Source organism: Curtobacterium sp. 8I-2 (assembly GCF_902506155.1).
Taxonomy (GTDB): Bacteria; Actinomycetota; Actinomycetes; order Actinomycetales; family Microbacteriaceae; genus Curtobacterium; species Curtobacterium poinsettiae.
Window position 1 is genome coordinate 2,457,825 of sequence record NZ_LR732827.1, and the last position, 24,942, is coordinate 2,482,766.

Genomic DNA, 24,942 nt, shown 5'->3' on the forward strand with positions numbered 1-24,942 from the left:
CCGTTCGGGAGGCGCGGGTGGGGTCGGTCGTGCCCGGTACCGTTGGACCGTGGTCACCTCCGGAACCCCCGCTGCGCCGGCCGCGCCCGACCTCGGTCCGGCGCCGCTCGACGCGCGGCTCGCGAACGTCCTCGGCGGTCGGACGGCGACCGCGATCGAGAAGGCCTTCGGCTACCGCACGGTGGGGGAGTTCCTCGAGCACGCGCCGCGTCGGTACGCCGAGCGTGGTGCGCTGACGGCCCTCGACTCGCTCGCGATCGGCGAACCGGTCACCATCGTGGCCGAGGTGGTCGACGTCCGCGAACGCACGATGCGCGCGCGTCGTGGCTCCATCCTCGAAGCGAAGATCGGTGACGGCAAGGGGCTGCTCACCCTGACGTTCTTCAACCAGGGATGGCGCACGAAGGACCTCGTGCCCGGCGCCCGCGGCATCTTCTCCGGCAAGGTCAGCGACTACCGCGGTGCCCGGCAGCTCGCCCACCCGGACTACGAGCTGTTCGACCCGGACGACCCACGGGCCACCGCCGACCCCGGTTCCGACGAAGCGATCCGGTGGTCGCGCCAGCCGATCCCGATCTACCCGGCGACGGCCTCGCTCACCTCGTGGCAGATCGCGAAGTCCATCGGCATCGTCCTCGACACCCTGCCGGACCTGCCCGACCCCGTGCCCGCGTCCGCGCGGTCCCGGCTCGACCTCGTGCCGTTCCGCCGGGCTCTCGAACTGCTGCACCGCCCCGAGAAGGTCGCCGACTTCAAGCGCGCGCAGGACGCCCTGCGCTACCGCGAGGCGTTCGTGCTGCAGACCGCCCTGGTGCAGCGCCGGATCGCGGCCCGTCGCACCGCGGCGACGCCGCGCGTGGCCGCTCCCGGTGGCATCCTCGAACGCTTCGACGCCACCCTGCCCTTCACGCTGACCGACGACCAGCGTGCCGTCGGTGCCGACATCGACCACGACCTCGCCCGTACCTGGCCCATGCACCGCCTGATCCAGGGTGAGGTCGGTTCCGGCAAGACCCTCGTGGCGATCCGGGCCATGCTCACCGTGGCCGAGTCCGGCGGGCAGTCCGCGCTCATCGCCCCGACCGAGGTGCTTGCGGCGCAGCACCTGCGGTCCATCGTGAAGTTCCTCGGTCCGGACCTGGCGGCCGAACTCCGACCGGTGATCCTGACGGGGTCGCAGTCCACCGACGAACGCCGTCGTGCCCTGCTCGCCGCGGTGTCGGGCAGCTCACGGCTGGTCGTCGGCACCCACGCCCTCCTGGGCGACCGGGTGGACTTCGCCGAGCTCGGACTCGTGGTGGTCGACGAGCAGCACCGCTTCGGCGTCGAGCAGCGCGAGGCCCTCCGCACCAAGGGCACGACCCCGCCGCACGTGCTCGTGCTCACGGCCACACCGATCCCGCGCACCGTCGCGATGACCGTGTTCGGCGACCTCGACGTCTCGACCATCACGGGCATGCCGTCGGGGCGTGCCGGCGTCGAGACCTTCACCGTCCCGCTGGCGGAGCACCCCGGCTGGGAGCCCCGGATCTGGTCGCGGATGGCCGAGGAACTCGCGAAGGGCCGGCAGGCGTTCGTCGTCTGTCCGGCCATCGACGACGCCCACACCGAGGACGACGGGGAGCCGGAACCCGCCGAGGCCGAGGCCGACGCCCCGAAGCGCGCTCCTGCGACCGTCCTCGCCACGGCCGAGCGGATGCGCACCATGCCCGCGCTCGAGGGGCGCTCGATCGCGGTCCTGCACGGCCGGATGACCGCCGACGAGAAGGACCGCGTGATGACGTCCTTCGCCGCCGGTGACCTCGACGTCGTCGTGGCCACGACCGTGATCGAGGTCGGGGTCGACGTGCCGAACGCGGCGATGATGGCGGTCCTCGACGCCGACCGGTTCGGTGTCTCGCAGCTCCACCAGCTGCGCGGTCGCATCGGCCGTGGGCAGTGGGCCGGTGTCTGCCTGCTCGTCACCACGGCCGAGCTCGAGACCACCTCGCGTGAGCGCGTCGACGCGGTGGCCGCCTCGGACGACGGCTTCGAGCTCGCCCGGATCGACCTCGAGCTCCGACGCGAAGGCGACGTCCTGGGTGAACGACAGTCCGGAGGGCGGTCCTCGCTCAACCTGCTCCGGGTGGTCGAGCACGCGGACCTCATCGTCGACGCGCGCGAAGAAGCCGAGCGGGTGCTCGAACCCGACCCGGAGCTCGAGGGGTCGCCGGCCCTCCGTGACGCGCTCGCCCGGCGCCTCGACGAGTCCGACGCGGCGTTCCTCGGCAAGAACTGACCCGGGGGCACGACGGCGCGCGCGGTATCGTCGCTGCCATGGCGCAGATCGCGGTGGTCCCCGGTTCCTTCGACCCCGTCACCCTCGGGCACCTCGACGTCATCGGCCGCGCGGCCGGGCTCTTCGACGAGGTGCACGTCCTCGTGGTGCACAACCCCGACAAGAAGCCGGCGATGTTCGAGGCGGTCGACCGGGTCCGGCTCATCCGGGACTCGCTGGTCGAGGTCGGCGCGCCCGGGACGGTCACGGTCGGCGAATGGACGTCGGGCCTGCTGGTCGACTACTGCCGGCAGGTCGGCGCGAAGGTCCTGGTGAAGGGCGTGCGGTCCGGCGAGGACGTCGCGTACGAGACCCCGATGGCCATCATGAACCGCCACCTGGCCGACGTCGAGACGGTGTTCCTGCTGCCCGAGGCATCGCGGGCGCACGTGTCGAGCTCGCTCATCCGCCAGGTGTCGTCCCTCGGCGGCGACGTCACGCCCTACGTGCCGAAGACCGTCGCGGACGCCCTCGCGGCCCGCTGAGCGTCCCCGGGGCGGCACCGCGTCCGGACACGCCTGTCGCCACCTCGACTCTCGGCCTGGATCGCGCTAGGCTTGTCGATCGTGTCTTCCCCCGTGAACAGCCCCTACGCCCTGCGCGTGCGCGACCTCGCGCACCGGCCGGGCGAGATGCGCGAGCACTCGCTCGACATCGAGGTGCCCGACGCGATGGGGGCCGGTCTGATCGCCGTCCGCCAGGGTGCGGAACTGCGGATCGACGTCAAGCTCGAAGGCCTGCACGAGGGCGTCCTCGTGTCCGGGCACGCTTCAGCCGACGCCGCGGGGGAGTGCTCGCGCTGCCTCATCGACATCAGCGAACCGATCGAGGTCGATTTCGCCGAGCTGTTCGCGTATGATGCCTCGGAGGATTTCGACTTCTTCGTTCGCGATGACCACGTGGACACCGAACAGGTCGTTCGAGATGCGGTGGTGCTGTCGCTGCCGTTCCAGCCGGTCTGCCGACCGGACTGCCCAGGACTCGACCCGGTGACGGGTGAGCGTCTGGCCGACCTCGGCGAGCAGCCCGCTCGTCAGGTGATCGACCCCCGGTGGGCAGCGCTCAGCGGGATCGCTCTCGACGACAGTGCTGCAGGATCCACCGACGGTGACACCACCGCACCGAAGACCACCGAGGGCGAGGAGCGGGCCGAGACCGAGTAGGTCCCGACACCGCCAGCCCCCGTTCCGACCACCGACCAACCGAAAGAGATTCACCATGGCCGTTCCCAAGCGCAAGCAGTCCCGTGCGAACACGCACGCCCGTCGTTCGCAGTGGAAGGCCACGCCGATCCAGCTCGTGAAGACGATCGAGAACGGTCAGGTCACCTACAGCCTCCCGCACCGCGCGAAGGTCGTCGAGGACTCGGCCGGCACGCCCCTGTACATGGAGTACAAGGGCCGCAAGGTCGCCGACGTCTGATCGGACCGAACGCATGACGACAACGTCCGGCGCTGCGGGGTCTCGCCCCGCGGGGCCGGACGTCGTTCGTCTGCAGGGCATCCTCGGGGTCGACATCGACCTCGAGCTGCTCCAGCTCGCCCTGACGCACCGCTCCTACGCCTACGAGCACGGGGGCATCAAGCACAACGAGCGCCTCGAGTTCCTCGGGGACTCGATCCTCGGCCAGGCCGTGACCGTGAAGCTCTACCGGTCGTTCCCCGACCTCGACGAAGGCGACCTCGCCAAGCGTCGAGCGAGCCTGGTGTCGACCGTGGCGCTGGCCGAGATCGCCCGGATGATCGGGCTCGGCCGCTACCTGCGCCTCGGCAAGGGCGAGGAACAGACCGGTGGGCGCGACAAGTCGTCGATCCTGGCCGACACGGTCGAAGCCGTGATCGGCGCGACGTACCTGTCGGCCGGCCCCGACCCGGCCACCGAGCTCGTGCTCCGTCTGGTCGAGCCGCTCATGATCGACCCGGACCGCTTCGGCGCCGCGATGGACCCGAAGACGAGCCTGCAGGAGCTCGCCTCGAGCCGCTCGCTCGGCAACCCGGCGTACCGCGTCACCGAGACCGGCCCGGACCACGACAAGACCTTCACGGCCACGGTCGTCCTGCAGGGCGAGGACATCGCCACCGGCACCGGGTCGAGCAAGAAGGCAGCCGAGATGGCGGCCGCGCTCGACGCGTGGACGCGGCTGTCCGGTCGAGCGGCCTGACCGCGTGCCCGAACTCCCCGAGGTCGAGGTCGTCCGCGCCGGCCTCGAACCCGCCGTCAGCGGCGCGCGGGTCCTGCACGTCGACGTGGTCGACGACCGTGCCCTGACCCGGCACGACGGCCCCGCCGAGGACTTCGCCGACCGACTGACCGGTCGCACCATCGCCGCCGCCGTCCGCCGGGGCAAGTTCCTCTGGATGCCGCTGCAGCCCGAGCACGACGGGGACCGCCCCGAGGCACTCGTCGCCCACCTCGGCATGAGCGGGCAGATCCTGCTGGGCCGTGGTCGGCAGGCGGCGAAGCACCGGCGGATCCTCATCGACGTGCAGCCCGCGGGCACCGACCGTGCGGGTGCGCCGGAACCCCCGGTGGAGCTCGAGTTCGTCGACCAGCGCACGTTCGGTTCGATGGCGATCGACGCGATGGTGCCGACGATCGACGGTGCTCCCGCCGGGTTCGGCGGGCAGGTCGACGCGACCGACCCCGACGCCGTGTGGCGCCGCTGGGTGCCCGGCCAGGTGTCGCACATCGCGCGTGACCCACTCGATCCCGCGTTCGACGACGACCGGTTCACCGCGATGGCCCGGAAGCGCTCGAGCGGCATCAAGCGGGTGCTGCTCGACCAGGGTGTCGTGAGCGGCATCGGCAACATCTACGCCGACGAGTCGCTGTGGGCGGCGAAGCTGCACTACGACCGCGCCGCCGACCGGCTCACCCGCGCCGACCTGCGACGCCTGCTCGACGAGGTCCGCGCCATCCTGCGCCGGGCGCTCGAGGACGGCGGCACGAGCTTCGACGCCCAGTACGTCAACGTGAACGGGCAGTCCGGGTACTTCTCGCAGCGCCTGAACGTCTACGGCCAGCAGGGCAAGCCGTGCCCCCGCTGCGGCACCACGATCGTCCGCGAGGCCTTCATGAACCGGTCGAGCCACATCTGTCCCGTGTGCCAACCGCGTCCCCGTGCCCGCACGCGTTAGCCTGACGCCAACCTGAGCATCCGGAGACCGCATGTACTTGAAGAGCCTGACCATCAAGGGGTTCAAGTCCTTCGCGCAGCCGACGACGTTCGCGTTCGAGCCGGGCGTGACGTGCATCGTCGGCCCGAACGGCTCCGGCAAGTCGAACGTGGTGGACGCCCTGGCCTGGGTGATGGGGGAGCAGGGGGCGAAGACCCTGCGCGGCGGCAAGATGGAGGACGTCATCTTCGCCGGCACCTCCACCCGCGGTCCGCTCGGTCGCGCCCAGGTGCTGCTGACCATCGACAACAGCGACGGCCTGCTGCCGATCGAGTACTCCGAGGTGACGATCGCGCGCACGCTGTTCCGCAACGGCGGCAGCGAGTACGCCATCAACGGTGAGAACTGCCGACTGCTCGACGTGCAGGAGCTGCTGAGCGACACCGGCCTGGGCCGTGAGATGCACGTGATCGTCGGGCAGGGGCAGCTCGACAAGGTGCTGCACGCCACGCCGGAGGACCGCCGCGGCTTCATCGAGGAGGCCGCGGGGATCCTGAAGCACCGCCGCCGCAAGGAGAAGACCCTCCGCAAGCTCGACGCGATGCAGACCAACCTGACCCGCTTGTCCGACCTGGCCGGTGAGATCCGGCGGCAGCTGAAGCCCCTCGGGCGACAGGCCGAGGTCGCGCGCAAGGCCCAGTCGGTCGCCGCGGTCTTCCGCGACGCCAAGGCCCGCATCCTGGCCGACGACGTGGTGCGCCTGCGCCGCGAGCTGCACGACCACCAGGAGGTCGAGGCCGGCCGCAAGTCCGAGCGCATCGTCCTGACCGAACGGCTCGACCAGACCCGGGTGCGCCAGCAGCACGTCGAGCAGAGCATGGTCGGCGACGACGTCGACCGCGCCCGCACCGTCGTGCACCGGCTCGAGAGCGTGCAGGAGCGCCTCCGCGGCCTGTCGAGCCTGGCGAACCAGCGCCTGATGTTCCTGGCGCAGCAGGCCGACGCCCCGCAGCAGGGCCCGACCGTCACCCAGGAGCAGGTGGACGGGGTCCGCGCCGAGGCCGATCGCCTCGCGGCCCGTGCCGACGAGATGCAGGGCGGCTCGGCGACGACGGCCCGTGCCGTGCAGGACGCCCGGGTCGCCCTCGACGCCCTCGACGAGCGGATCGCCGCGCAGGCCGCCCGGGTCTCGCAGCACGACCTCGAGGCGCAGCGGCTCGCCAGTGCCGTTGACGTCGCGCGGTCGAAGCGCGGTTCCGCCGTCGCCGACCGTGAACGGCGGGAGCGGGCTCTCGCCGAGGCCGGGGAGCGTGCCGAGCGTGCTGCGGCGGCCCTCGCCGAACTCGGGGTCGACCCGTCCGAAGGTGTCGACGAGGCCGCACTCGCGCAGACCCTCGAGCAGGCGCGTGCCGAGCTCGAACGGGCACAGAGCGCGCGCGACGAGCAGCGCGACCGGCTGCACGCCCTCGAACGCGAGCGGGACGCCCTGGACGCCCGGGTCACCGCGCTCGGCATGTCGATCGAGGTCCGTGACGGCTCGCAGGCCCTGATCGACGCCGGCCGCGCGGGCATCGTCGGTCGCCTGGCCGACAGCCTGACGGTGTCCCCCGGGTTCGAGGCCGCGATCGCCACCGCGCTCGAGGGCCTCGCCGACGCCGTGCTCGCCGACGGCCGCGGTGTGGCGCTCGACGCCGTCGACCACGCCCGTGCCGCTGACCTCGGCCGGATCGACGTCGTCGTCGCGGACGCCGTGCCCGTCTCCACCGCTCTGCCCGCGACCCTGCCGGCCGGCGTCCGCCGTGCCACCGACCTGGTGCAGGGACCGCCGGCGCTCGCGTCGATCCTGCGCGACACGCTGGTCGCGGAGACCGACGACCTCGACCTGGAGGCGGTGCTCACCGCCGCCCCGCAGGCCACGGTGGTCACGCGGTCCGGCGACCTCGTCCGTGCGGTCCGCGTGACCGGCGGCGGGGAACGCGTGACCTCGCGTATCGAGCTCGTCGCGGAGCGCGACGACGCCGTGACCCGACGCGACGCGATCGCGACCGACGCGGAGGACGCCGCCACGGGCCTCCAGGCCGCGCGCAGCGCCGTCGAGGACGCACGCCGTCGTGCGGACGAGGCCGACGCGGCATCCCGGGCGTACACGCGGGCGAAGGCCGAGTACGACCGCACGAGTGCGTCGACGCGGGCGAAGGCGGAGAACGCCGCGGCCGAGGTCGAGCGGCTGCGCGCCGCGCTGGCGGAGACCGACGGTGCCGTCGAGACCGCCGAGGCGGCGCTGGCCGAGGCCGAGTCGGCCCACCGGACCTTCACCGAGCAGGACCGCCCCGTGGTCGACGCGTCCGAGCGCCCCGCGCTGCAGGACGCGCTCGAGGCCGCGCGCGCCGCCGAGGTCGAGCAGCGCATCCAGGTCGAGACCGTGCGCGAGCGGGTGCGCGCCGAACGGAACCGCGCCGACCAGCTCGAACGCCAGCTGGAGGCCGAGCGTGCCGCCGCTGAGGAAGCCGCGCGGCTCGCGGTGATCCGCCGCGGACAGATCCGCACCGCCGAAGCCGTGCTCGCCGACCTGCCCGGGGTGCTCGGCGCGGTCGACCGTTCGCTGGCCGAGGCGCGGGTGCAGCTGGCGACCGAGGAAGCCGAGCGGTCGAAGCGCAACACCGAGCTGCAGACGATCCGCAACGAGGAACGTGAACTCCGCGACCGCCTGCAGACCATCACCGACGGCGTGCACTCCCTCGAGATGGAGATCTACGAGAAGAAGCTGCACGTCTCCGGCGTCCTCGACCGGGCGCAGAGCGAGCTCGGGCTGACCGAGGCGGTACTGGTGGCCGAGTACGGGCCGCACGTGCCGGTGCCGGTCGACGTGCTCGTGGACCCGCGGGTGCTCGCGCGGAAGCACCGCGAGGCGGAGCGCGCAGCGGCGGCCGTCGCCGCCGACGCCGCGGGCGTGCCCGAGCCGGACCGCGCGGACGCGCACGAAGACGCAGACGCAGACGCAGAGATGAGCACCGACGACGGCACTGACGAGCCGGCCGACGACCTGGCCCTCGTCGAGCCTGCGTCCACCCTGCCCGGCGGCCCCGCCCTGCCCGAGTTCGACACGACCGACGAGATCGACCCCGCCGACGTCGAGACCGTCCCCTACGTCCGCGCCGAGCAGGAGCGCCGGCTCAAGGCCGCCGAGCGCGACCTCGGACAGCTCGGCAAGGTGAACCCGCTCGCGCTCGAGGAGTTCCAGGCGCTCGAGCAGCGGCACGCGTTCCTCGCCGAGCAGCTCGAGGACCTGCAGAAGACCCGGACGGACCTGCTGACGATCATCGACGAGCTCGACACGAAGATGCAGACGATCTTCGAGTCCGCGTTCAACGACACGAAGGAAGCGTTCGACGTCATCTTCCCGATCCTGTTCCCGGGCGGCTCGGGGTCGATCAACCTGACCGACCCGACCGACCTGCTCGGCACCGGGATCGACGTGCAGGTGAAGCCCGCCGGCAAGAAGATCGACCGCCTGACGCTGCTGTCCGGCGGCGAGCGGTCGCTGGCTGCGGTGGCGCTCCTCGTCGCGATCTTCACCGCGAGGCCGTCGCCGTTCTACATCATGGACGAGGTCGAGGCGGCGCTCGACGACGCCAACCTCGGCCGTCTGCTGACCGTGTTCGAGCGCCTGCGCGAGTCGTCGCAGCTCATCGTCATCACGCACCAGAAGCGCACGATGGAGATCGCGGACGCCCTGTACGGGGTGTCGATGCGGCAGGACGGCGTCTCCGCCGTCGTCGGGCAGCGGGTGCAGAAGCGCGAGCCGGCGGACGCGGTCGCGTAGGCGCCCTGGTCGCGACCGCGACAGACAGGAGGCGCGGTGCCAGCTGGCACCGCGCCTCCTGTTCCGTCAGGTGCGTCCGGACAGGACGCCGGGTCGCTACGCGCGACCGCGGATCGTCCGGAGCAGCCAGCCGATGATCCCGAGCAGGATGAGCACGATGCCCACCCAGAGCAGGAGCTTCAGGGCGCCGACGAAGATGCCGCTGAAGAGCAGGACGAGGCCGACGATGATCGCGATGATCAGCAGTGCGGGCATGAGGGTCTCCTATCCCTGGAACGAGACCGAGCAGATGCCCGGACCAGAACGGGACGCTACTCCTCGGCGCCGCATCGCGTTCGCTCGTGCGGCGGGACCGCGCCCGCTCAGCCGACGAGGTTCTGCACGAACACGTGCGGCGTGAAGCCCGTCAGGTCGTTGATGCCCTCGCCCTGCCCGATGAGCTTGATCGGGATGCCGGTCTTCTCCTGCACGCTGAGCACGAAGCCGGCCTTGGCCGAGCCGTCGAGCTTCGTGATGACGAGGCCGGTCACGCCGGCGCCCTCGATGAAGGCCTGGGCCTGGGCGAGTCCGTTCTGGCCGGTCGTCGCGTCGAGGACGAGCAGGACCTCGCTGATCTCGGTCTGCTTCTCGACGACGCGCTTGATCTTGGTGAGCTCGTCCATCAGCCCGGCCTTGGTGTGCAGGCGCCCGGCGGTGTCGATGACGACGATCTCGGTCTGGTCGCGGATCGCCTTCTCGACGGTCTGGTACGCCACCGATGCGGGGTCCTGCCCGGGCTGCGACGGACGGACGACGTCGACCCCGGCGCGCTGGGCCCAGGTGGCGACCTGCTCGACCGCCGCGGCGCGGAACGTGTCCGCCGCCCCGACGAGCACCGTGCGGTCGTAGGTCTTCAGGAACTTGGCGAACTTGCCGATCGTCGTGGTCTTGCCGACGCCGTTCACCCCGACGACGAGCACCACGGCGGGCCGCGCGCTGAGCTTCAGGGTGGTGTCGAGCTTCGAGAGCCGTTCCTCGAGGACCTCGCGGAGCATGCGCTGCAGGTCGGCGGGGTCGGTCGTGCCGTACCGGTCGACGCGGGCGTGCAGGTCCTCGATGATCTCCTCGGAGATGTCCGGGCCGAAGTCGGCGCCGATCAGGGCGGTCTCGAGGTCCTCCCACGTGGTCTCGTCGATCGTCTTGCGCTGGAAGAGGCCGCGCAGCCGTGTGGACAGTGACCAAGAACTCGCCATGCTCCCAGCTTAGAGCGCGGCACATGTCCGCTGTGCCCGGTATGCTCGGGGACACGAAGGGGAGTATTCCCTCTCGGTGACCCCGTCAGTACGGTCCGGAACGATCCGGCCCCGGGGCGCCGGTCGTGCGGCACCGGTTCCGGTGCGGGGCGACGGAAGAGACCTTCAGGCCTCGGCGTACCCGCACACCAGTGGCACGCCCTACCTGAAGGAAACCGTGGACGTCCCACTCTTCGTCTGGCTCATCACGATCGCCGGCATCCTCGCGCTGCTCGTGTTCGACTTCTACTCGCACGTGCGCACGCCGCACGTGCCCCACATCCGCGAATCCGCGTTCTGGTCGGCCTTCTACATCGGCCTGGCCATCCTGTTCGGCATCGGGATCCTGGTGTTCGGCGGCGGACAGGCCGGTGGTGAGTACTTCGCCGGCTGGCTGACCGAGAAGGCGTTGTCGGTCGACAACCTCTTCGTCTTCCTCATCATCATGTCGAGCTTCGCCGTGCCGAAGGAGTTCCAGCAGAAGGTCCTGCTGGTCGGCGTCGCGATCGCGCTCGTCGCCCGCGGTGTGTTCATCGCCCTCGGCGTCACGATCATCGAGAACTTCTCGTGGGTCTTCTACCTGTTCGGTGCGCTGCTGTTCTGGCTCGCCTGGTCGCAGGCCCGCAGCGGCAACGACCACGGCAACGAGGGCGATTCGCGGCTCATCCGGATCCTCAAGCGCTTCATCCCGACCTCGGACCACTACGACGGTGACCGCCTGACCACCCGCGTCGACGGCAAGCGCCTGTTCACCCCGATGCTGCTCGTCATGGTCGCCATCGGCCTCACCGACGTGCTGTTCGCGCTCGACTCCATCCCCGCGATCTTCGGGCTGACGCAGGACGCCTTCATCGTGTTCACCGCGAACGCGTTCTCGCTCCTCGGGCTCCGGCAGCTGTACTTCCTGATCGCCGGTCTGCTCGAGCGCCTCATCTACCTGGGTCAGGGCCTGGCCGTCATCCTGGCGTTCATCGGTGTGAAGCTCGTCTTCCACGCCATGCACGTCAACGAGCTGCCCTTCATCAACGGTGGCGAGCACATCGAGTGGGCGCCGGAGATCCCGATCTGGTTCTCGCTGGGCTTCATCGCCCTGACGATCACGGTCGCGACGATCGCCTCGCTCGTGGTCTCGAAGCGCCGGCAGGAGCGCGGGCTCACCCCGTCGGGTGAGCCGAAGGAGTCGGTGGAAGCCGACGCGAAGTAGTCGTCACCACCTGACGGACGCCAGGCGCGGTGCCAGCCGGCACCGCGCCTGGCGTCTGTCCGGAGCGTCGCCCGGAGCGTCAGACGGCCTGGCGACCGGGGGTCGCGTCGAGCAGGTGGGCCAGGTGCTCGGGAACCGAGCCGCCGCGCGCCACCGTCGCCCGTGCCCACAGCCGGCCTGCCCGGTACGACGACCGGACCAGCGGCCCGGCGAGGACCCCCGCGAAACCCATCTGCTCGGCGAGCTGGCGGAGCTCGACGAACTCCGCAGGGCTGACCCAGCGCGCGACCGGCAGGTGCCGCGGTGACGGGCGGAGGTACTGCGTCAGCGTGATGATGTCCGTGCCGGCGGCGTGCAGGCGCTGCAGGGCGTCCTCGATCTCGATGCGCTCCTCGCCCATGCCGAGGATCAGGTTCGACTTCGTGACGAGTCCGGCGTCGCGGCCCTGGGTGATGACGTCCAGGGAGCGTTCGAACGTGAACGCCGGTCGGATCCGCTTGAAGATCCTCGGGACGGTCTCGACGTTGTGCGCGAAGACCTCGGGGCGGGCGTCGAACACCTGGCCGAGCTGGTCCGGTCGGCCGTTGAAGTCCGGCACCAGGATCTCGACGCCGGTGCCGGGGGAGTGCTCGTGGATCTGCCGGATCGTCTCGGCGTAGAGCCAGGAGCCGCCGTCGGGCAGGTCGTCCCGTGCGACGCCGGTCACCGTGGCGTACTTCAGGCCCATCGAGACGACGGAGTCCGCGACCCGGCGGGGCTCGTCGCGGTCGAGCGGTTCCGGCTTGCCGGTGTCGATCTGGCAGAAGTCGCAGCGGCGGGTGCACTGCGATCCGCCGATCAGGAACGTCGCCTCGCGGTCCTCCCAGCACTCGAAGATGTTCGGGCAGCCGGCCTCCTGACAGACGGTGTGCAGCTGCTGGTCCTTGACCAGGGCGGACAGCTCGCGGAACTCGGGGCCCTGCGTGGCGCGGGTCTTGATCCACCCGGGTTTCGTCTCGATCGGGGTCTCGGCGTTCCGGGCCTCGACCCGGAGCATGCGGCGGCCTTCGGGGGCGAGGGTCATACGAGGGTCTCCTGTCGGGCGGGCGCGTTGCTGGTGCTCGTGCTGGTGCTGGGGGCTGTCGTGCTGATCCGGTGGCCGCGGTGCATGCCGTCGACGGCCTGTTGGACGCCGTGCGCTACCAGGGGTGCGAGGTCGTCGACGGTCACGGGAGCGAGCCCCAGGTGCGCCGCGGCGGCGCGCAGCGTCGTGACCCCGGCGTCCGCGATGCCGCACGGGACGATCGCTCGGTAGGCGTCGAGGGCGTTGTCGCAGTTGATCGCGATGCCGTGGCTCGTCACGCCCTCGGCGACGTGCAGCCCGATGGCGCCGATCTTGGCGGCGGGGGAGCCGTCCGAGCTCGGCACCCATGCACCGCTGCGCCCGTCGACCCGTTCAGCGTGCACTCCGACGGCGGCAGCAGCGTCGATGATGACCTGCTCCAGGTCGCGCACCCAGGCGACGACGTCGAGGGGTTCGGCGAGTCGGACGATCGGGTAGGCGACGAGCTGCCCCGGGCCGTGCCAGGTGATGCGGCCGCCGCGGTCGGTGTCGACGACGGGGGCACCGTTCGTCGGTAGGTCGGAGGGTTCGGTGCGGCGTCCGGCGGTGTACACGGACGGGTGCTCGCACAGCACGAGGGCTCCGGGGGAACGGCCTGCGACGACGGCGGCGTGCAGGTCCCGCTGCAGAGCGAGACCGTCGGCGTAGTCGAGCAGCCCGGGGTGGTGCACGATCTCGAGTTCCGGCATGCGGCGACTGTACGACAGTTTCTGGACGGCGTCCAACAACCATCCTCTTGACCTCAACTATGGTTGAGATGTTCCGATGGGGACATGGACATCCGCCAGGTACAGCTCGCCACCCGATCGCTCGACGACACCGCCCGGTTCTTCGAACGGCTGGGGTGTCCGGTCGAGATCGTCGACGCCGCGGTGCGCGTCGTCGTGGGGTCGTCGCTCCTCGTGTTCCGTGAACTGCCCGAGATGACCGGAGCCCTGCACCTGGCGATCACGATCCCCACTGGGACGTTCGACGCGGCCAAGGCCTGGATCGCCGGACTGACGACGGTGCTCGGTACGGATGACCAGGACGAGTTCGAGGGGCCGCCGAACTGGAACTCGCGGTCGGTCTACTTCGAGGGGCCCGACGAGCAGCTCCTCGAGCTCATCGAGCGGCGGGACCTGCCCGCAGACGCGGGCGAGAACACGGTCGTCCCGCTCGTCTCCATCAGCGAGGTCGGCGTCCCCGTCCCCGACGTCCTCGGCGCCGTCGATGCCCTGCGACGCGCCGGTCTCGAGCCCTACGCGAACCCGCCGGGGGAGTCCTTCGCCGCGGTCGGCGACGTGGACGGCCTCGTGATCCTGGTGTCGCCCGACCGGCGCTGGTTCCCGACCGGTGACCGGAGTCCGTCGATCGCGCCGGTGGTCGTCGACCTGGGCCTCGGGGCACCGCTCGAACTGACCGAGGGTGTCCTCCTGCGGTGAACGGACCGGTGCGGCCTGCGCGAGCCTTGTAGAATCGATGGATCATGGCGCAATTCGGCTCACTCTCCGATCGGCTGACCGAGACCTTCCGCAATCTGCGGAGCAAGGGTCGGCTGACTCCGTCCGACGTCGACGGCACCGTCCGCGAGATCCGGCGGGCCCTCCTCGACGCCGACGTCGCGCTCGAGGTCGTCAAGGCGTTCACCGCCTCGGTGCGCGAGCGTGCCCTCTCCGACGAGGTCAACCGCGCGCTCAACCCGGCGCAGCAGGTCGTCCAGATCGTCAACGAGGAACTCGTCGGCATCCTCGGCGGGCAGCAGCGACGGCTCGAGTTCGCGAAGAAGTCGCCGACGGTCATCATGCTCGCGGGTCTGCAGGGTGCCGGTAAGACGACCCTGGCCGGCAAGCTCGGCAAGTGGCTCAAGAAGGACGGCCACACCCCGATGCTCGTCGCGGCGGACCTGCAGCGACCGAACGCCGTGCAGCAGCTGCAGGTGGTCGGCGAACAGGCCGGCGTGCACGTCTTCGCGCCCGAGCCCGGCAACGGTGTCGGTGACCCGGTCAAGGTCGCCAAGAACGCCATCAAGGCCGCGATCGACCAGCAGTACGACACCGTCATCGTGGACACCGCCGGTCGTCTCGGTGTCGACGCCGAGCTGATGAAGCAGGCGGCGAACATCCGCAAGGCCGTCGACCCGGACGAGGTCCTGTTCGTCATCGACGCGATGATCGGTCAGGACGCCGTCAACACGGCCCGCGCGTTCCAGGAAGGCGTCGACTTCACCGGTGTCGTGCTGTCGAAGCTCGACGGTGACGCCCGCGGTGGTGCTGCCCTGTCGGTGGCCAGCGTGACCGGCCGCCCGATCATGTTCGCGTCGACGGGTGAGTCGCTCGACGACTTCGAGCCGTTCCACCCGGACCGCATGGCGAGCCGGATCCTCGACCTCGGCGACATCCTGTCCCTCATCGAGCAGGCGCAGGGTGCCTTCGACGAGGAAGAGGCGCGCAAGGTCGCGGACAAGATCGCGACCGACAACTTCACGCTGAACGACTTCCTGCAGCAGATGCAGCAGCTCCGCAAGGCCGGCTCCATCAAGGGCATGCTCGGCATGCTCCCGGGCGCCAAGGGCATGCGCGAGGCGCTCGACAACTTCGACGAGCGCGAGATCGTCCGCACCGAGGCGATCATCCAGTCGATGACGCCCCAGGAGCGCGAGCTCCCGAAGCTGCTGAACGGTTCGCGTCGTCTGCGCATCGCGCGCGGCGCCGGATCGACCGTCACCGAGGTCAACGCCCTGGTGAACCGGTTCGAGCAGGCCGCCAAGATGATGAAGACCGTCGCCCGCGGTGGCGTGCCGCAGATGCCGGGCATGGGTCCGATCCCGGGCATGCACGGCGGCAAGAAGCAGCAGCAGGGTGGCAAGAAGAAGTCGAAGGTCGGCAACCCGGCCAAGCGCGCGGCCCTCGCGGCCGGTGCCGCGGCTGCACCGCAGCAGGCCCCGCAGGGCTCTGGCCTCGGTCTCGGTGGTGCCAAGGGTTCCAAGGCGCCGACCGAGGAAGAGCTCGCGTCGCTGCAGAAGTTCCTGGGTCGCTGACGCGGCTCGCGATCCCGACCACCTGACGGACGGGCGCGCTCCGCTCAGCGTGACGCGCCAGCGGCACGCGGGGCGCGCTGACCGAGCCTGCGAGGGACGGAGCCAGCTGGCACCGGGCCTCCCGTCCGTCGTCCGGTCGCGTCGCGACGTTCCTTCCCATCGCACGCCCGATTCGACCGGGTACACCCGGTCCGAGTGGGTGCGTCAGAGCGCGTCGCGGAACTCCGTGACCAGGTGGCGGACCACCGCGCGCAGGTCGCCGCCGTTCTCGCGCGCGACCTGCAGCTGCCGTTGGTACGAGGCGCCGCGCTCGATCATCGTGTCGAGGTGGTGCAGTTCGTCCTGGCAGCCGAGCCGCTCCGCGATCGGGTCGAGCCGCTGCACCAGGTCGTGCACCTCGTCGGTCACGAGCCGCTCGTCACCGGCGACGTTCGTGATGATCTCGGCCTCCATGCCGTAGCGGGCCGCGCGCCACTTGTTCTCGCGGATGAACCACGGCTGCATCGTCGGCAGGGTCTCACCGGCGTCGAGCCGGTCCGAGCACGCGGTGACCAGGCACTGCACCAGCGCGGTGACGGCACCGACCTCGTGCAGGGTCGAGATGCCGTCGGACACGCGGTTCTCCAGGGTGCCCCAGCCGGGCGAGGGGCGGATGTCCCAGCGCAGGTCCTTCACGCTGTCGATGACGCCGGTGTGCGTGAGGTCGCCCACGACCTCCTCGAAGTTCGCCCAGGCACCGAGCTGCGGTGGGAGTCCACCGGTCGGGAGCTGCTGGAACATGAGCGCACGGTTCGAGGCGTACCCGGTGTCGGTCCCGCCCCAGAACGGGCTCGACGCCGTGAACGCCTGCAGGTGCGGGACGTAGGCGAGCATCGCGTTCATGATCGGGACCGCCTTGTCGCGGTCGTCGATGCCGACGTGCACGTGCACTCCCCAGATGAGCATCTGGCGTCCCCACCAGCGGGTGCGGTCGATCAGGGTCGTGTAGTGCTCGCTGTCCGGGGTGATCTCCTGCTGGTCCCAGACGGCGAACGGGTGCGTGCCGGAGCACATCACCTGGGCGTCGAGCGGTTCGGCGGCGTCGATGACCTCGCCGATGATGCCGGACAGCTCGCTCGTCGCCGCACCCACCCGATCGTGGACGCTCGACACGACTTCGACCGTGTTGGTCAGCAGCTCCTCGGTGACGCGGTCGGCGTCACCGAGCCGCTCGTGCACGGCGGCGATGACGGCGGGGGCGCGTGGCGCGAGGTCGCCGGTCGACAGGTCGACCAGCGGGAGTTCCCACTCGACGCCGATGGTCGACGGGCGGGACTCGGTGAAGCGGATGTCCATGCCGTCCATCCTGCCCGGAACGTTGTCGGACACGCACAACGATCCGTCCGCCGGTCGCACGGACCCCGCAGAATGGGCGCATGAGCAGCGTCGCTTCCGCCCCCGTCGTCCCGGAGTCGCTCCGGAGCGTGGCGTCACCCTGGACCCTCGGGCCCCTGCACCTGCCGAACCGGGTGGTGATGGGGTCGATGCACACCGGGCTCGAGGTGCAGGACGACGGTGGTGCCGGCATGGCTGCGTTCTACCGGGAGCGTGCAGCTGGCGGAGCCGCGTGCATCATCACCGGCGGCATCGCGGTCAACGACGAGGCCCGCGGTGGTCCGGACTTCGCGGTGTTCGGGGTCGGGGGAGCCGACGAGCGGTTCCGGGTCGCGGTGCAGGCCGTGCACGACGAGGGCGGGACGATCCTGGCGCAGCTGTTCCACGCCGGTCGGTACGCCCTGGCGTCGGGGATGGTCGACCGGCACGGGGACCCGCAGCGCGTCGTGGCGCCCTCGGCCCTGCCGTGGGCAGCCGCCCGGGGCGTGGTGCCGACCGCGCTGACGGCGGCCGAGGTCGAGCGGACCATCGAGGACTTCGCCGCCGCTGCCCGCACCGCCCGCGCGATCGGGTTCGACGGCGTGGAGATCATGGCGTCCGAGGGGTACCTGATCAACCAGTTCCAGTCGCCGCTGACGAACCTGCGCGACGACGAGTGGGGCGGCGACGCAGCACGTCGTCGGCGGTTCGCGATCGAGGTCGTCCGGGCCGTGCGCACCGCCGTCCCGGACCTCGCCGTGACGATCCGGCTGTCCGGCGCCGACCTGATGCCCGGCTCCTCGACCGACGACGAGGTCGACGCACTCGTGCACGACCTGCTGCCGCTCGGGCTCGACGGCATCTCGGTCGGCATCGGCTGGCACGAGTCCCGCACCCCGACGGTGCAGGCCGCGGTGCCGCACGGGGCCTGGCTGGCGTACGCGTCCCGGATCGCCGGGGTGGTGCGCGCGTCCCCGCACCCGCACGTCCGCGTGATCGCCTCGAACCGGATGACGGACCTGCGGGACGGCGAGGCGGTGCTCGCCGACGGCCTGCTCGACGCCGTCGCCCTCGCCCGACCGTTCCTGGCCGATCCCGCACTCGTCGACCGCTCCCTGGCCGGCCGGTTCGCCCTCGTGAACACCTGCATCGGCTGCAACCAGGCGTGCCTCGACCGGTCGATCATCGGCGCACCGGTGTCGTGCCTGGTGAACCCCCGCGCCGGCCGCGAGGTCGCGTTCCCCGCACGCCCGACGGCCGACCCGAAGCGCGTCGACGTCGTCGGCGGCGGTCCGGCCGGGCTCGCCGCGGCGGTGGACGCCGCCCGCCGCGGCCACGAGGTCACCCTCTGGGAGGCGTCCGACCGTCTCGGCGGCCAGTTCGGCCTCGCCGCACTCGTCCCGGGGAAGGAGGACTACGCCGCCACGGTGCGGTCCGCCCGCACGGAGCTCGAGGAGCGGGGCGCGACCATCCACCTCGGACGCCCGGCCACGGCTCGGGACCTCGTCGACAGCGACGCCGTCGTGCTCGCGGCCGGGGTGGTCCCGCGGAGCATCGACGTCCCCGGCAGCGACCTGCCGCACGTGCTGTCCTACGAGCGGGCGCTGCGGGACGGCGTCCCCGAGGGCACCGTCGCGATCATCGGCGGCGGCGGCATCGGGGTGGACACCGCGGCGTTCCTGACCGAGTCGCCCGACGAGGCCGTCCGGGCCGCCGGGTTCGCGGCGCGCTGGGACCTCGACGTGTCCGAGGAACTCGTCGGCGACGTCCCGCAGCGGCTCCCCGCGGCACCGCGCACCACCCGACCGGGGCCGGACGTGACGGTGCTCCGCCGATCGGGCAAGTTCGGCCACGGGATCGGCATCACCTCGCGGTGGGTCGCGATCGGTCGGCTGCGCGACGCCGGCGTGCGGATGGTCGGCGGCGTGCAGGAGTACCTGCGCATCGAACCCGGGGTGCTCTGGATACGCGACGAGCACGGGGACGAGGTCGGCGTGCCGGCGGACACCGTCGTGGTCTGCGCCGGGCAGGAGCGGGCGAGCGACGCCGAGGGTGACGCTCCCGACGGAGTCGCCACGGGCCTCCAGGCCGCCGGCGTGCCGTACGCCGTCGTCGGCGGCGCGCGGGACGCACGGAGCGTGGACGCGGTCCGGGCGACGTCCGAAGCCCTCGAAGCGGTGCGGCGCCTCGCCCCGTAGCGAGTCGGCTCGCATCACGGCCGGGAATCTGCAAGAATGAACGGTCGAATCGCCGCAGCTCGACCCTCTATCCAGCTGTGAGCGATCTCTCTCGAGCTTTCGCCGTGTGTGCCCCCACGCCCGCGGTTCCAGTTCAACCACAACGAAAGCAAACAGGAGCAATTGTGGCTGTCAAGATCCGTCTGAAGCGTCTCGGTAAGATCCGTGCGCCCTACTACCGCATCGTCGTCGCCGACTCGCGCACCAAGCGCGATGGTCGTGTCCTCGAGGAGATCGGTCAGTACCACCCCACCGAGGAGCCCTCGGTCATCAAGATCGAGTCCGAGCGTGCGCTCTACTGGCTCGGCGTCGGCGCGCAGCCGACCGAGCAGGTCGCGGCCCTCCTCAAGCTGACCGGCGACTGGGCCAAGTTCAAGGGCGAGAAGGACACCGAGTCCAAGGTCAAGGTGGCCGAGCCGAAGCAGGCCTTCCAGGTCGACTCCTCGAAGAAGGCCGTCCTCAAGCCGAAGTCGGAGAAGACGGCTCCCGCCGCCAAGGCCGACGACGCCGAGACCGCCGACGAGACGACCGAGGCGTAGTCCTTGCTCGAATCCGCGCTGACGCACCTCGTCAAGGGGATCGTCGATCACCCTGACGACGTGCGCGTCGCCAGCTCCACCTCCCCACGCGGCGAGGTCCTCGAGGTGCGTGTGCACCCCGAGGACCTCGGCCGCGTGATCGGTCGCGCCGGGCGCACCGCCAAGGCGCTCCGCACCCTCGTCACGGCCCTGGCCGACGGCAAGCGCGTGCGGGTCGACGTGGTGGACACCGATTCCTAGGGAGACGACCCAGCTCCGGGTGGGTCGAATCACGAAGGCGCACGGGCTCAAGGGCGGCATCAAGCTCGAGCTCTACACCGACGACCCGGATCGTCGGTTCACCCCGGGCGCCACCTTCACGCTCCAGGTCCCCGACGACTCTCCGTGGTCGGGCAAGACCCTCGAGCTGGACGAACTCCGCTGGTACAACGGTCACCCCGTCGCGTTCTTCGCCGGGATAGACGACCGCACCGGCGCCGAGTCCCTGGCACGCATCATCCTCTGGGTCGAGCAGGACGCCGACGCCGAGACCGGTGAGGACGACGCCTGGTACGACCACCAGCTCGTCGGGTTGAAGGTCCTGCGCGACGGCGCCGAGGTCGGCACCGTCGCCCGTGTGGACCACATGCCCGCGCAGGACCTGCTCGCGATCGACACGCCGACCCGCGGCGAGGTCCTCGTGCCGTTCGTCTCCGCCATCGTGCCCGCGGTCGACATCGCTGCCGGCACCGTCACGGTCACGCCGCCGCAGGGCCTGTTCGAGGACCCCGAGGACACCTCGCGCCCCGAGACGGTCACGGACTAGCTGCCGTGCGGATCGACATCGTCACGATCTTCCCGGAGTTCTTCTCCGTGCTGGACGTGTCCCTGCTCGGCAAGGCGCGCTCCGGCGGCCTGCTCGACCTGCACGTGCACGACCTGCGGTCGTGGACCACCGACCGGCACCGCACCGTCGACGACACCCCGTACGGCGGTGGCGCCGGCATGGTGATGAAGCCGGAACCGTGGGCGCAGGCGCTCGAAGCGCTCTTCCGCCCCGACGGCTCGTCGACCCTGGTGGTCCCGACGCCGGCCGGCACCCCCTTCACGCAGTCGATCGCGCGCTCGCTCGCGTCGACGTCCGACCACCTCGTGTTCGCCTGCGGGCGGTACGAGGGCATCGACGCCCGCGTCTTCGAGTGGGCGTCATCGCGCGCCACCGTCGTCGAGCTCTCCCTCGGTGACTACGTGCTGAACGGTGGCGAGGTCGCCGCGATGGCGATCATCGAGGCCGTCGGTCGACTGGTCCCCGGCGTGGTCGGCAACCCCGAGTCACTGGTCGAGGAGTCCCACGAGGACGGTCTGCTCGAGTACCCCTCGTACACCAAGCCCGCGTCGTGGCGCGGCCTGGACGTCCCCGACGTCCTGCTCAGCGGGCACCACGCCCGCGTCGGTGCCTGGCGGCACGAGCAGCAGCTGGAGCGGACGCGGCGCGTCCGTCCGGACCTGCTGCCCGACGCGTAGCGCGACCCGTCCTGGGAAAGCGACAGACGTCCGCGGAACATCCGCGGACACCTGTCGCTTTCGCTGTTCTGACGGTCCGCGGCCCGCGAGGTCTGTCGCCTCGGTGGGGTGGGGGCGACGCGTGACGGACTGGAGGCGCGGTGCCAGCTGGTGCCGCGCCTCCAGGCCCGCTACTGGTCGCGCTGGGCGCGACGCAGGGTCAGGACCTCGGGTCCGGCCTCGGTGACCGCCACGGTGTGCTCGACGTGCGCAGCGCGCGAGCCGTCGACGCTGCGCAGGGTCCAGCCGTCGTCGTCCTGGGAGAGCTCGTCGGTCGTCTGCATGAGCCACGGTTCGATGGCGACGACCAGCCCCGGCCGGAGCTTGAGCCCGCGGCCCGGACGGCCGTCGTTCGGCACGTGCGGGTCCCCGTGCATCGTGCGGCCGACGCCGTGCCCGCCGAACTGCAGGTTGACGTCGTGACCGGCCTGGTGCGCGACGTGTCCGATGGCGTGCGAGACGTCGCCGAGCTTGTTGCCGGGGGCGGCCTGGGCGATGCCGGCCGCCAACGCCCGCTCGACGGTGGCGATCAGGGCCTGGTCCTCGGCACGCGGCGTCCCGACCTGGACGCTGACGGCGGAGTCCGCGACCCAACCGTCGACGCTCGCGGCGAAGTCCAGGCTCACCAGGTCGCCGTCCTGCAGCGCGTAGTCGTGCGGCAGGCCGTGCAGGGCGGCGTCGTTGACCGACGTGCAGAGGTTCTTGCCGAACGGCGACATCCCGAACGACGGGTGGTAGTCGACGTAGCAGCTCTCGGCCGCGCGCTCGGCGATCATCCGGGCCGCGACGCGGTCGAGGTCGAGCAGGTTCACGCCGACGTCGACCGTCTCGAGCAGTTCGTCGAGCACGTCGGCGACGAACCGGCCGGCGACACGCAGGCCGTCCAGCTCGGCGGGGGTGCGGAGTTCGATCATGGGTCCATCCTCGTCGTTTTGCCTCGCGCGCTCTCTGTGGCAGTATTGAACGCTGTGCCCTGGCTGGACTCTGCCACGGGGGAGTCGCCGACACCGGGCACGCACCACCACTTTCCGAACCTTCTATCCGCGGCGACCCGTGTGCGTCCGCAGAGAGTGAAACCCACCATGAGCCAGCTCCTCGACAACGTCGACGCAGCATCGCTGCGGACCGACGTCCCGGACTTCCGTCCCGGCGACACCATCAAGGTGCACGTCAACATCATCGAAGGCACGCGCTCGCGTATCCAGGTCTTCCAGGGTGTCGTCATCGGCCGTCAGGGCCACGGCATCGGCGAGACCTTCAAGGTCCGCAAGGTGAGCTTCCAGGTCGGCGTCGAGCGCTGGTTCCCGGTGCACTCGCCGATCATCGACCACATCGAGATCGTCACCAAGGGTGACGTCCGTCGTGCGAAGCTCTACTACCTGCGCGAGCTCCGCGGCAAGGCGGCTCGCCGCAAGATCAAGGAGAAGCGCGACGCCTGATCGCCTTCACAGTGAACGTCCGCGAGCCGGACGACGCTGCGAGCCCCTCGTCCATGTACGGTTGTGCATCGACGGGGGGCTCTTCCCATTGCGGCAGAGCGAGCGGTTCGAACGAGAGCGGAAATGACGGACACGACAGACGATTCGGGGCGCAGGCCACGTGCCGAGAAGCAACGGAACGGTGTCCTCACATTCCTCCGCGACCTCGTCATCATCTTCATCGCGGCACTCCTCGTGTCGTTCCTGGTGAAGACGTTCCTGATCCGGTCGTTCTACATCCCGTCGGCGTCGATGGAGAACACGCTGCAGATCAACGACCGCGTGATCGTCAACGAGCTCGTTCCCGGAACCGTGGCGCTGAAGCGGGGGGACGTCGTCGTCTTCAAGGACCCGGGCGGATGGCTCACCGGTTCCGACGTGCCGAACGTCACGCCGGACACGCAGCCCGCCAAGGCCATCGACTGGGCCCTGACGCAGGTCGGGCTCGGCACGGGGGACAGCGACGACCACCTCATCAAGCGCGTCATCGGGCTGCCGGGTGACAAGGTGTCGTGCTGCAACGACCTCGGGCAGATGTCCGTCAACGGCGTCCCCATCAAGGAGCCGTACCTGAAGCTGCCCGCCGGTGCCCCGGCCTCGGCGACCGATTTCTCGGTGACCGTGCCGAAGGGCACCATCTGGGTGATGGGCGACAACCGGAACGATTCGAAGGACTCCCGGTACAACGGTGACACCCCGTCGAAGGGCTTCGTCCCGATGTCCGACGTCACCGGCCGCGCGTTCGTCATCTCCTGGCCGGCGAGCCGGTGGACCTGGCTCGACGACCACCCCGAGGTGTTCGCCGGCGTGGAGGAGCGCGACGAGTGACCGCCGTCCGTCCGTCGCTCCGGGTCGAGAAACGGCTGCTGGCCGAGGGCCGCGTGACCGTGATCGGCATGGACGAGGTCGGCCGTGGCGCCATCGCCGGTCCTGTCGGGGTCGGAGTGGCCGCGGTGACGCTCGACATCGGACGTGTGCCCCAGGGGCTCGCCGACTCGAAGCTGCTCTCCGAAGCGCGCCGGACCGACCTGGTGCCCGTCGTGCAGCGTTGGGCGCGGACAGCGGTCGGCATGGCCTCGGCGGAGTTCGTCGACCAGCAGGGCATCGTCCCCGCCCTCGGTGCTGCCGGGGCGCAGGCGCTCGGTTCCCTGGTCGCAGACGGGGTGTCCCTCGACGGCGCAGTGGTCGTGCTCGACGGCTCGTTCGACTGGTTGAGCAGGGCCATCCCCGAATCCCTCCGGCCGGCGACGGAACCGCTCGAGGTCGTCGTGCGGGTCAAGGCCGACCGCGACTGCGCCTCGGTGGCCGCGGCGTCCGTGGTGGCCAAGGTCGCGCGTGACGCCGTCATGATCACGGCGCACGACGACGCTCCGCACTACGGCTGGGTGTCGAACAAGGGGTACGGGTCGACGGCGCACTACGACGCGATCCGGACGGTCGGGGCGCACACCCTGCACCGGAAGTCGTGGCTGCACCAGGCCTCGAGCGTCGCGCTGGACGGGTTCGACGCACTCGACGCCCCCGCGGCCCTCACCGGTCCTCCGCTCGGGCGTCCGTCGCCGTAGACTGTGGGCGCAATGGATGAGGACGAATTCGACGACTACGACCGCGAGGTCGAGCTGGCCCTGTACCGCGAGTACCGAGACGTGGTCTCGCAGTTCCGTTACGTGGTCGAGACGGAGCGCCGTTTCTACTTGGCGAACGAGGTCGAACTCGTGCGCCGTGACACGGAGCACGACTTCTACTTCGAACTGACCATGAACGACGTCTGGGTCTGGGACGTCTACCGTTCCGACCGGTTCGTCAAGGGTGTCCGCGTGCTCACGTTCAAGGACGTGAATGTCGAGGAGCTCACGACGCGGGAACTCGAACTGCCGAAGGAACTCGCACTCGACGAGTGATCGTCGCTTTTCATTCTGCTGCTTTCTCGGTGAATCGCCG

25 protein-coding genes are annotated in these 24,942 nt (G+C 70.7%); 19 read left to right on the forward strand and 6 right to left on the reverse strand.

Features of this window, described 5'->3' with window-relative positions:
• Positions 1–49 precede the first annotated feature (49 nt).
• The 7 genes from BOSE127_RS15420 to BOSE127_RS15450 all read left to right on the forward strand — a co-directional run bounded on the left by BOSE127_RS15420 (position 50) and on the right by BOSE127_RS15450 (position 9,256).
• On the forward strand, positions 50–2,278 hold the full coding sequence (locus BOSE127_RS15420) for an ATP-dependent DNA helicase RecG (protein WP_071251635.1): 2,229 nt from the start codon (positions 50–52) through the stop codon (positions 2,276–2,278).
• A 38-nt stretch (positions 2,279–2,316) separates the two neighbouring features.
• A complete protein-coding gene (gene coaD / locus BOSE127_RS15425; RefSeq protein ID WP_017888275.1) occupies positions 2,317–2,802 on the forward strand; it encodes a pantetheine-phosphate adenylyltransferase in 486 nt (161 codons plus the stop codon).
• A gap of 93 nt (positions 2,803–2,895) precedes the next feature.
• Entirely contained in the window at positions 2,896–3,480 is a 585-nt protein-coding gene (locus BOSE127_RS15430; RefSeq protein WP_017888274.1) for a YceD family protein, read from the forward strand.
• A 55-nt stretch (positions 3,481–3,535) separates the two neighbouring features.
• Entirely contained in the window at positions 3,536–3,739 is a 204-nt protein-coding gene (gene rpmF, locus BOSE127_RS15435) for a 50S ribosomal protein L32 (protein ID WP_017888273.1), read from the forward strand.
• A gap of 13 nt (positions 3,740–3,752) precedes the next feature.
• On the forward strand, positions 3,753–4,478 hold the full coding sequence (rnc, locus tag BOSE127_RS15440) for a ribonuclease III (RefSeq protein ID WP_017888272.1): 726 nt from the start codon (positions 3,753–3,755) through the stop codon (positions 4,476–4,478).
• Between the two features lie 4 nt (positions 4,479–4,482).
• Positions 4,483–5,454 carry a bifunctional DNA-formamidopyrimidine glycosylase/DNA-(apurinic or apyrimidinic site) lyase gene (gene mutM / locus BOSE127_RS15445; protein ID WP_017888271.1) on the forward strand — a complete coding sequence of 324 codons (972 nt, stop codon included), beginning with the start codon at positions 4,483–4,485 and terminating at the stop codon, positions 5,452–5,454.
• A gap of 31 nt (positions 5,455–5,485) precedes the next feature.
• Positions 5,486–9,256 (forward strand): AAA family ATPase, encoded by a 3,771-nt coding sequence (locus BOSE127_RS15450; RefSeq protein ID WP_159557901.1) that lies wholly within the window; start codon positions 5,486–5,488, stop codon positions 9,254–9,256.
• Positions 9,257–9,352: 96 nt separating this feature from the next.
• Here BOSE127_RS15450 and BOSE127_RS15455 read toward each other — a convergent pair whose 3' ends face one another.
• Complete coding sequence (locus BOSE127_RS15455) at positions 9,353–9,511, reverse strand: hypothetical protein (RefSeq protein WP_017888269.1); 159 nt, start codon at positions 9,509–9,511, stop codon at positions 9,353–9,355.
• Between the two features lie 107 nt (positions 9,512–9,618).
• Complete coding sequence (gene ftsY, locus BOSE127_RS15460; protein ID WP_017888268.1) at positions 9,619–10,488, reverse strand: signal recognition particle-docking protein FtsY; 870 nt, start codon at positions 10,486–10,488, stop codon at positions 9,619–9,621.
• Positions 10,489–10,705: 217 nt separating this feature from the next.
• Between ftsY and BOSE127_RS15465 the strand changes: the two genes are divergently transcribed.
• On the forward strand, positions 10,706–11,731 hold the full coding sequence (locus BOSE127_RS15465) for a TerC family protein (RefSeq protein ID WP_017888267.1): 1,026 nt from the start codon (positions 10,706–10,708) through the stop codon (positions 11,729–11,731).
• 79 nt (positions 11,732–11,810) lie between these two features.
• Here BOSE127_RS15465 and lipA read toward each other — a convergent pair whose 3' ends face one another.
• Together lipA and lipB are read right to left on the reverse strand one after the other, a co-directional pair.
• On the reverse strand, positions 11,811–12,794 hold the full coding sequence (gene lipA / locus BOSE127_RS15470) for a lipoyl synthase (protein ID WP_042539671.1): 984 nt from the start codon (positions 12,792–12,794) through the stop codon (positions 11,811–11,813).
• On the reverse strand, positions 12,791–13,522 hold the full coding sequence (lipB, locus tag BOSE127_RS15475) for a lipoyl(octanoyl) transferase LipB (protein ID WP_140448183.1): 732 nt from the start codon (positions 13,520–13,522) through the stop codon (positions 12,791–12,793). The genes lipA and lipB overlap by 4 nt, the downstream gene beginning before the upstream one ends.
• Positions 13,523–13,606: 84 nt before the next feature.
• On the opposite strand from lipB, the gene BOSE127_RS15480 reads away from it, so the two are divergent.
• Positions 13,607–14,257, forward strand: coding sequence for a hypothetical protein (locus BOSE127_RS15480; protein ID WP_159557903.1), 651 nt, complete (start codon positions 13,607–13,609; stop codon positions 14,255–14,257).
• 44 nt (positions 14,258–14,301) lie between these two features.
• Positions 14,302–15,852, forward strand: a complete 1,551-nt coding sequence (gene ffh / locus BOSE127_RS15485) for a signal recognition particle protein (protein WP_159557905.1) — start codon at positions 14,302–14,304, stop codon at positions 15,850–15,852.
• Positions 15,853–16,056: 204 nt separating this feature from the next.
• On the opposite strand, the gene BOSE127_RS15490 is transcribed toward ffh, so the two are convergent.
• Positions 16,057–17,196 (reverse strand): glutamate--cysteine ligase, encoded by a 1,140-nt coding sequence (locus BOSE127_RS15490; protein ID WP_017888262.1) that lies wholly within the window; start codon positions 17,194–17,196, stop codon positions 16,057–16,059.
• Between the two features lie 71 nt (positions 17,197–17,267).
• Between BOSE127_RS15490 and BOSE127_RS15495 the strand changes: the two genes are divergently transcribed.
• The 5 genes from BOSE127_RS15495 to trmD all read left to right on the forward strand — a co-directional run bounded on the left by BOSE127_RS15495 (position 17,268) and on the right by trmD (position 21,484).
• Complete coding sequence (locus tag BOSE127_RS15495) at positions 17,268–19,403, forward strand: oxidoreductase (protein WP_159557907.1); 2,136 nt, start codon at positions 17,268–17,270, stop codon at positions 19,401–19,403.
• A 164-nt stretch (positions 19,404–19,567) separates the two neighbouring features.
• Positions 19,568–19,981, forward strand: coding sequence for a 30S ribosomal protein S16 (gene rpsP / locus BOSE127_RS15500; protein WP_017888259.1), 414 nt, complete (start codon positions 19,568–19,570; stop codon positions 19,979–19,981).
• A 3-nt stretch (positions 19,982–19,984) separates the two neighbouring features.
• Positions 19,985–20,221, forward strand: a complete 237-nt coding sequence (locus tag BOSE127_RS15505) for an RNA-binding protein (protein ID WP_017888258.1) — start codon at positions 19,985–19,987, stop codon at positions 20,219–20,221.
• Positions 20,222–20,240: 19 nt separating this feature from the next.
• Entirely contained in the window at positions 20,241–20,786 is a 546-nt protein-coding gene (gene rimM, locus BOSE127_RS15510; RefSeq protein ID WP_200942672.1) for a ribosome maturation factor RimM, read from the forward strand.
• Positions 20,787–20,791: 5 nt separating this feature from the next.
• Positions 20,792–21,484 (forward strand): tRNA (guanosine(37)-N1)-methyltransferase TrmD, encoded by a 693-nt coding sequence (gene trmD, locus BOSE127_RS15515; RefSeq protein ID WP_017888256.1) that lies wholly within the window; start codon positions 20,792–20,794, stop codon positions 21,482–21,484.
• A 170-nt stretch (positions 21,485–21,654) separates the two neighbouring features.
• On the opposite strand, the gene map is transcribed toward trmD, so the two are convergent.
• Positions 21,655–22,437 (reverse strand): type I methionyl aminopeptidase, encoded by a 783-nt coding sequence (gene map, locus BOSE127_RS15520; protein ID WP_159557909.1) that lies wholly within the window; start codon positions 22,435–22,437, stop codon positions 21,655–21,657.
• A 168-nt stretch (positions 22,438–22,605) separates the two neighbouring features.
• Here map and rplS point away from each other — a divergent pair, with 168 nt between their 5' ends.
• The 4 genes from rplS (at position 22,606) to BOSE127_RS15540 (ending at position 24,902) form a co-directional block, all read left to right on the forward strand.
• Positions 22,606–22,962 carry a 50S ribosomal protein L19 gene (rplS, locus tag BOSE127_RS15525; protein WP_017888254.1) on the forward strand — a complete coding sequence of 119 codons (357 nt, stop codon included), beginning with the start codon at positions 22,606–22,608 and terminating at the stop codon, positions 22,960–22,962.
• 123 nt (positions 22,963–23,085) lie between these two features.
• The gene (gene lepB, locus BOSE127_RS15530) at positions 23,086–23,829 is read left to right on the forward strand and encodes a signal peptidase I (protein ID WP_017888253.1); all 744 of its coding nucleotides are present in this window, start codon (positions 23,086–23,088) and stop codon (positions 23,827–23,829) included.
• Positions 23,826–24,566, forward strand: a complete 741-nt coding sequence (locus tag BOSE127_RS15535) for a ribonuclease HII (RefSeq protein WP_159557911.1) — start codon at positions 23,826–23,828, stop codon at positions 24,564–24,566. Before lepB ends, BOSE127_RS15535 begins: the two co-directional genes overlap by 4 nt.
• A 12-nt stretch (positions 24,567–24,578) precedes the next feature.
• Positions 24,579–24,902: a DUF2469 family protein gene (locus BOSE127_RS15540; RefSeq protein WP_017888251.1), complete on the forward strand. Its 324-nt coding sequence runs from the start codon at positions 24,579–24,581 to the stop codon at positions 24,900–24,902.
• Positions 24,903–24,942: the final 40 nt, after the last annotated feature.

What these genes read in the sequence shown, in the direction of transcription:
- BOSE127_RS15495 (WP_159557907.1), top strand. Translation starts at nt 17,268, where the DNA reads ATGAGCAGCGTCGCTTCCGCCCCCGTCGTCCCGGAGTCGCTCCGGAGC.
- BOSE127_RS15490 (WP_017888262.1), bottom strand. Translation starts at nt 17,196, where the DNA reads ATGGACGGCATGGACATCCGCTTCACCGAGTCCCGCCCGTCGACCATC.
- BOSE127_RS15480 (WP_159557903.1), top strand. Translation starts at nt 13,607, where the DNA reads ATGGACATCCGCCAGGTACAGCTCGCCACCCGATCGCTCGACGACACC.
- lipB (WP_140448183.1), bottom strand. Translation starts at nt 13,522, where the DNA reads ATGCCGGAACTCGAGATCGTGCACCACCCCGGGCTGCTCGACTACGCC.
- rnc (WP_017888272.1), top strand. Translation starts at nt 3,753, where the DNA reads ATGACGACAACGTCCGGCGCTGCGGGGTCTCGCCCCGCGGGGCCGGAC.
- lepB (WP_017888253.1), top strand. Translation starts at nt 23,086, where the DNA reads ATGACGGACACGACAGACGATTCGGGGCGCAGGCCACGTGCCGAGAAG.
- lipA (WP_042539671.1), bottom strand. Translation starts at nt 12,794, where the DNA reads ATGACCCTCGCCCCCGAAGGCCGCCGCATGCTCCGGGTCGAGGCCCGG.
- BOSE127_RS15455 (WP_017888269.1), bottom strand. Translation starts at nt 9,511, where the DNA reads ATGCCCGCACTGCTGATCATCGCGATCATCGTCGGCCTCGTCCTGCTC.
- rpmF (WP_017888273.1), top strand. Translation starts at nt 3,536, where the DNA reads ATGGCCGTTCCCAAGCGCAAGCAGTCCCGTGCGAACACGCACGCCCGT.
- ftsY (WP_017888268.1), bottom strand. Translation starts at nt 10,488, where the DNA reads ATGGCGAGTTCTTGGTCACTGTCCACACGGCTGCGCGGCCTCTTCCAG.
- coaD (WP_017888275.1), top strand. Translation starts at nt 2,317, where the DNA reads ATGGCGCAGATCGCGGTGGTCCCCGGTTCCTTCGACCCCGTCACCCTC.
- rplS (WP_017888254.1), top strand. Translation starts at nt 22,606, where the DNA reads ATGAGCCAGCTCCTCGACAACGTCGACGCAGCATCGCTGCGGACCGAC.
- map (WP_159557909.1), bottom strand. Translation starts at nt 22,437, where the DNA reads ATGATCGAACTCCGCACCCCCGCCGAGCTGGACGGCCTGCGTGTCGCC.
- ffh (WP_159557905.1), top strand. Translation starts at nt 14,302, where the DNA reads ATGGCGCAATTCGGCTCACTCTCCGATCGGCTGACCGAGACCTTCCGC.
- BOSE127_RS15540 (WP_017888251.1), top strand. Translation starts at nt 24,579, where the DNA reads ATGGATGAGGACGAATTCGACGACTACGACCGCGAGGTCGAGCTGGCC.
- BOSE127_RS15450 (WP_159557901.1), top strand. Translation starts at nt 5,486, where the DNA reads ATGTACTTGAAGAGCCTGACCATCAAGGGGTTCAAGTCCTTCGCGCAG.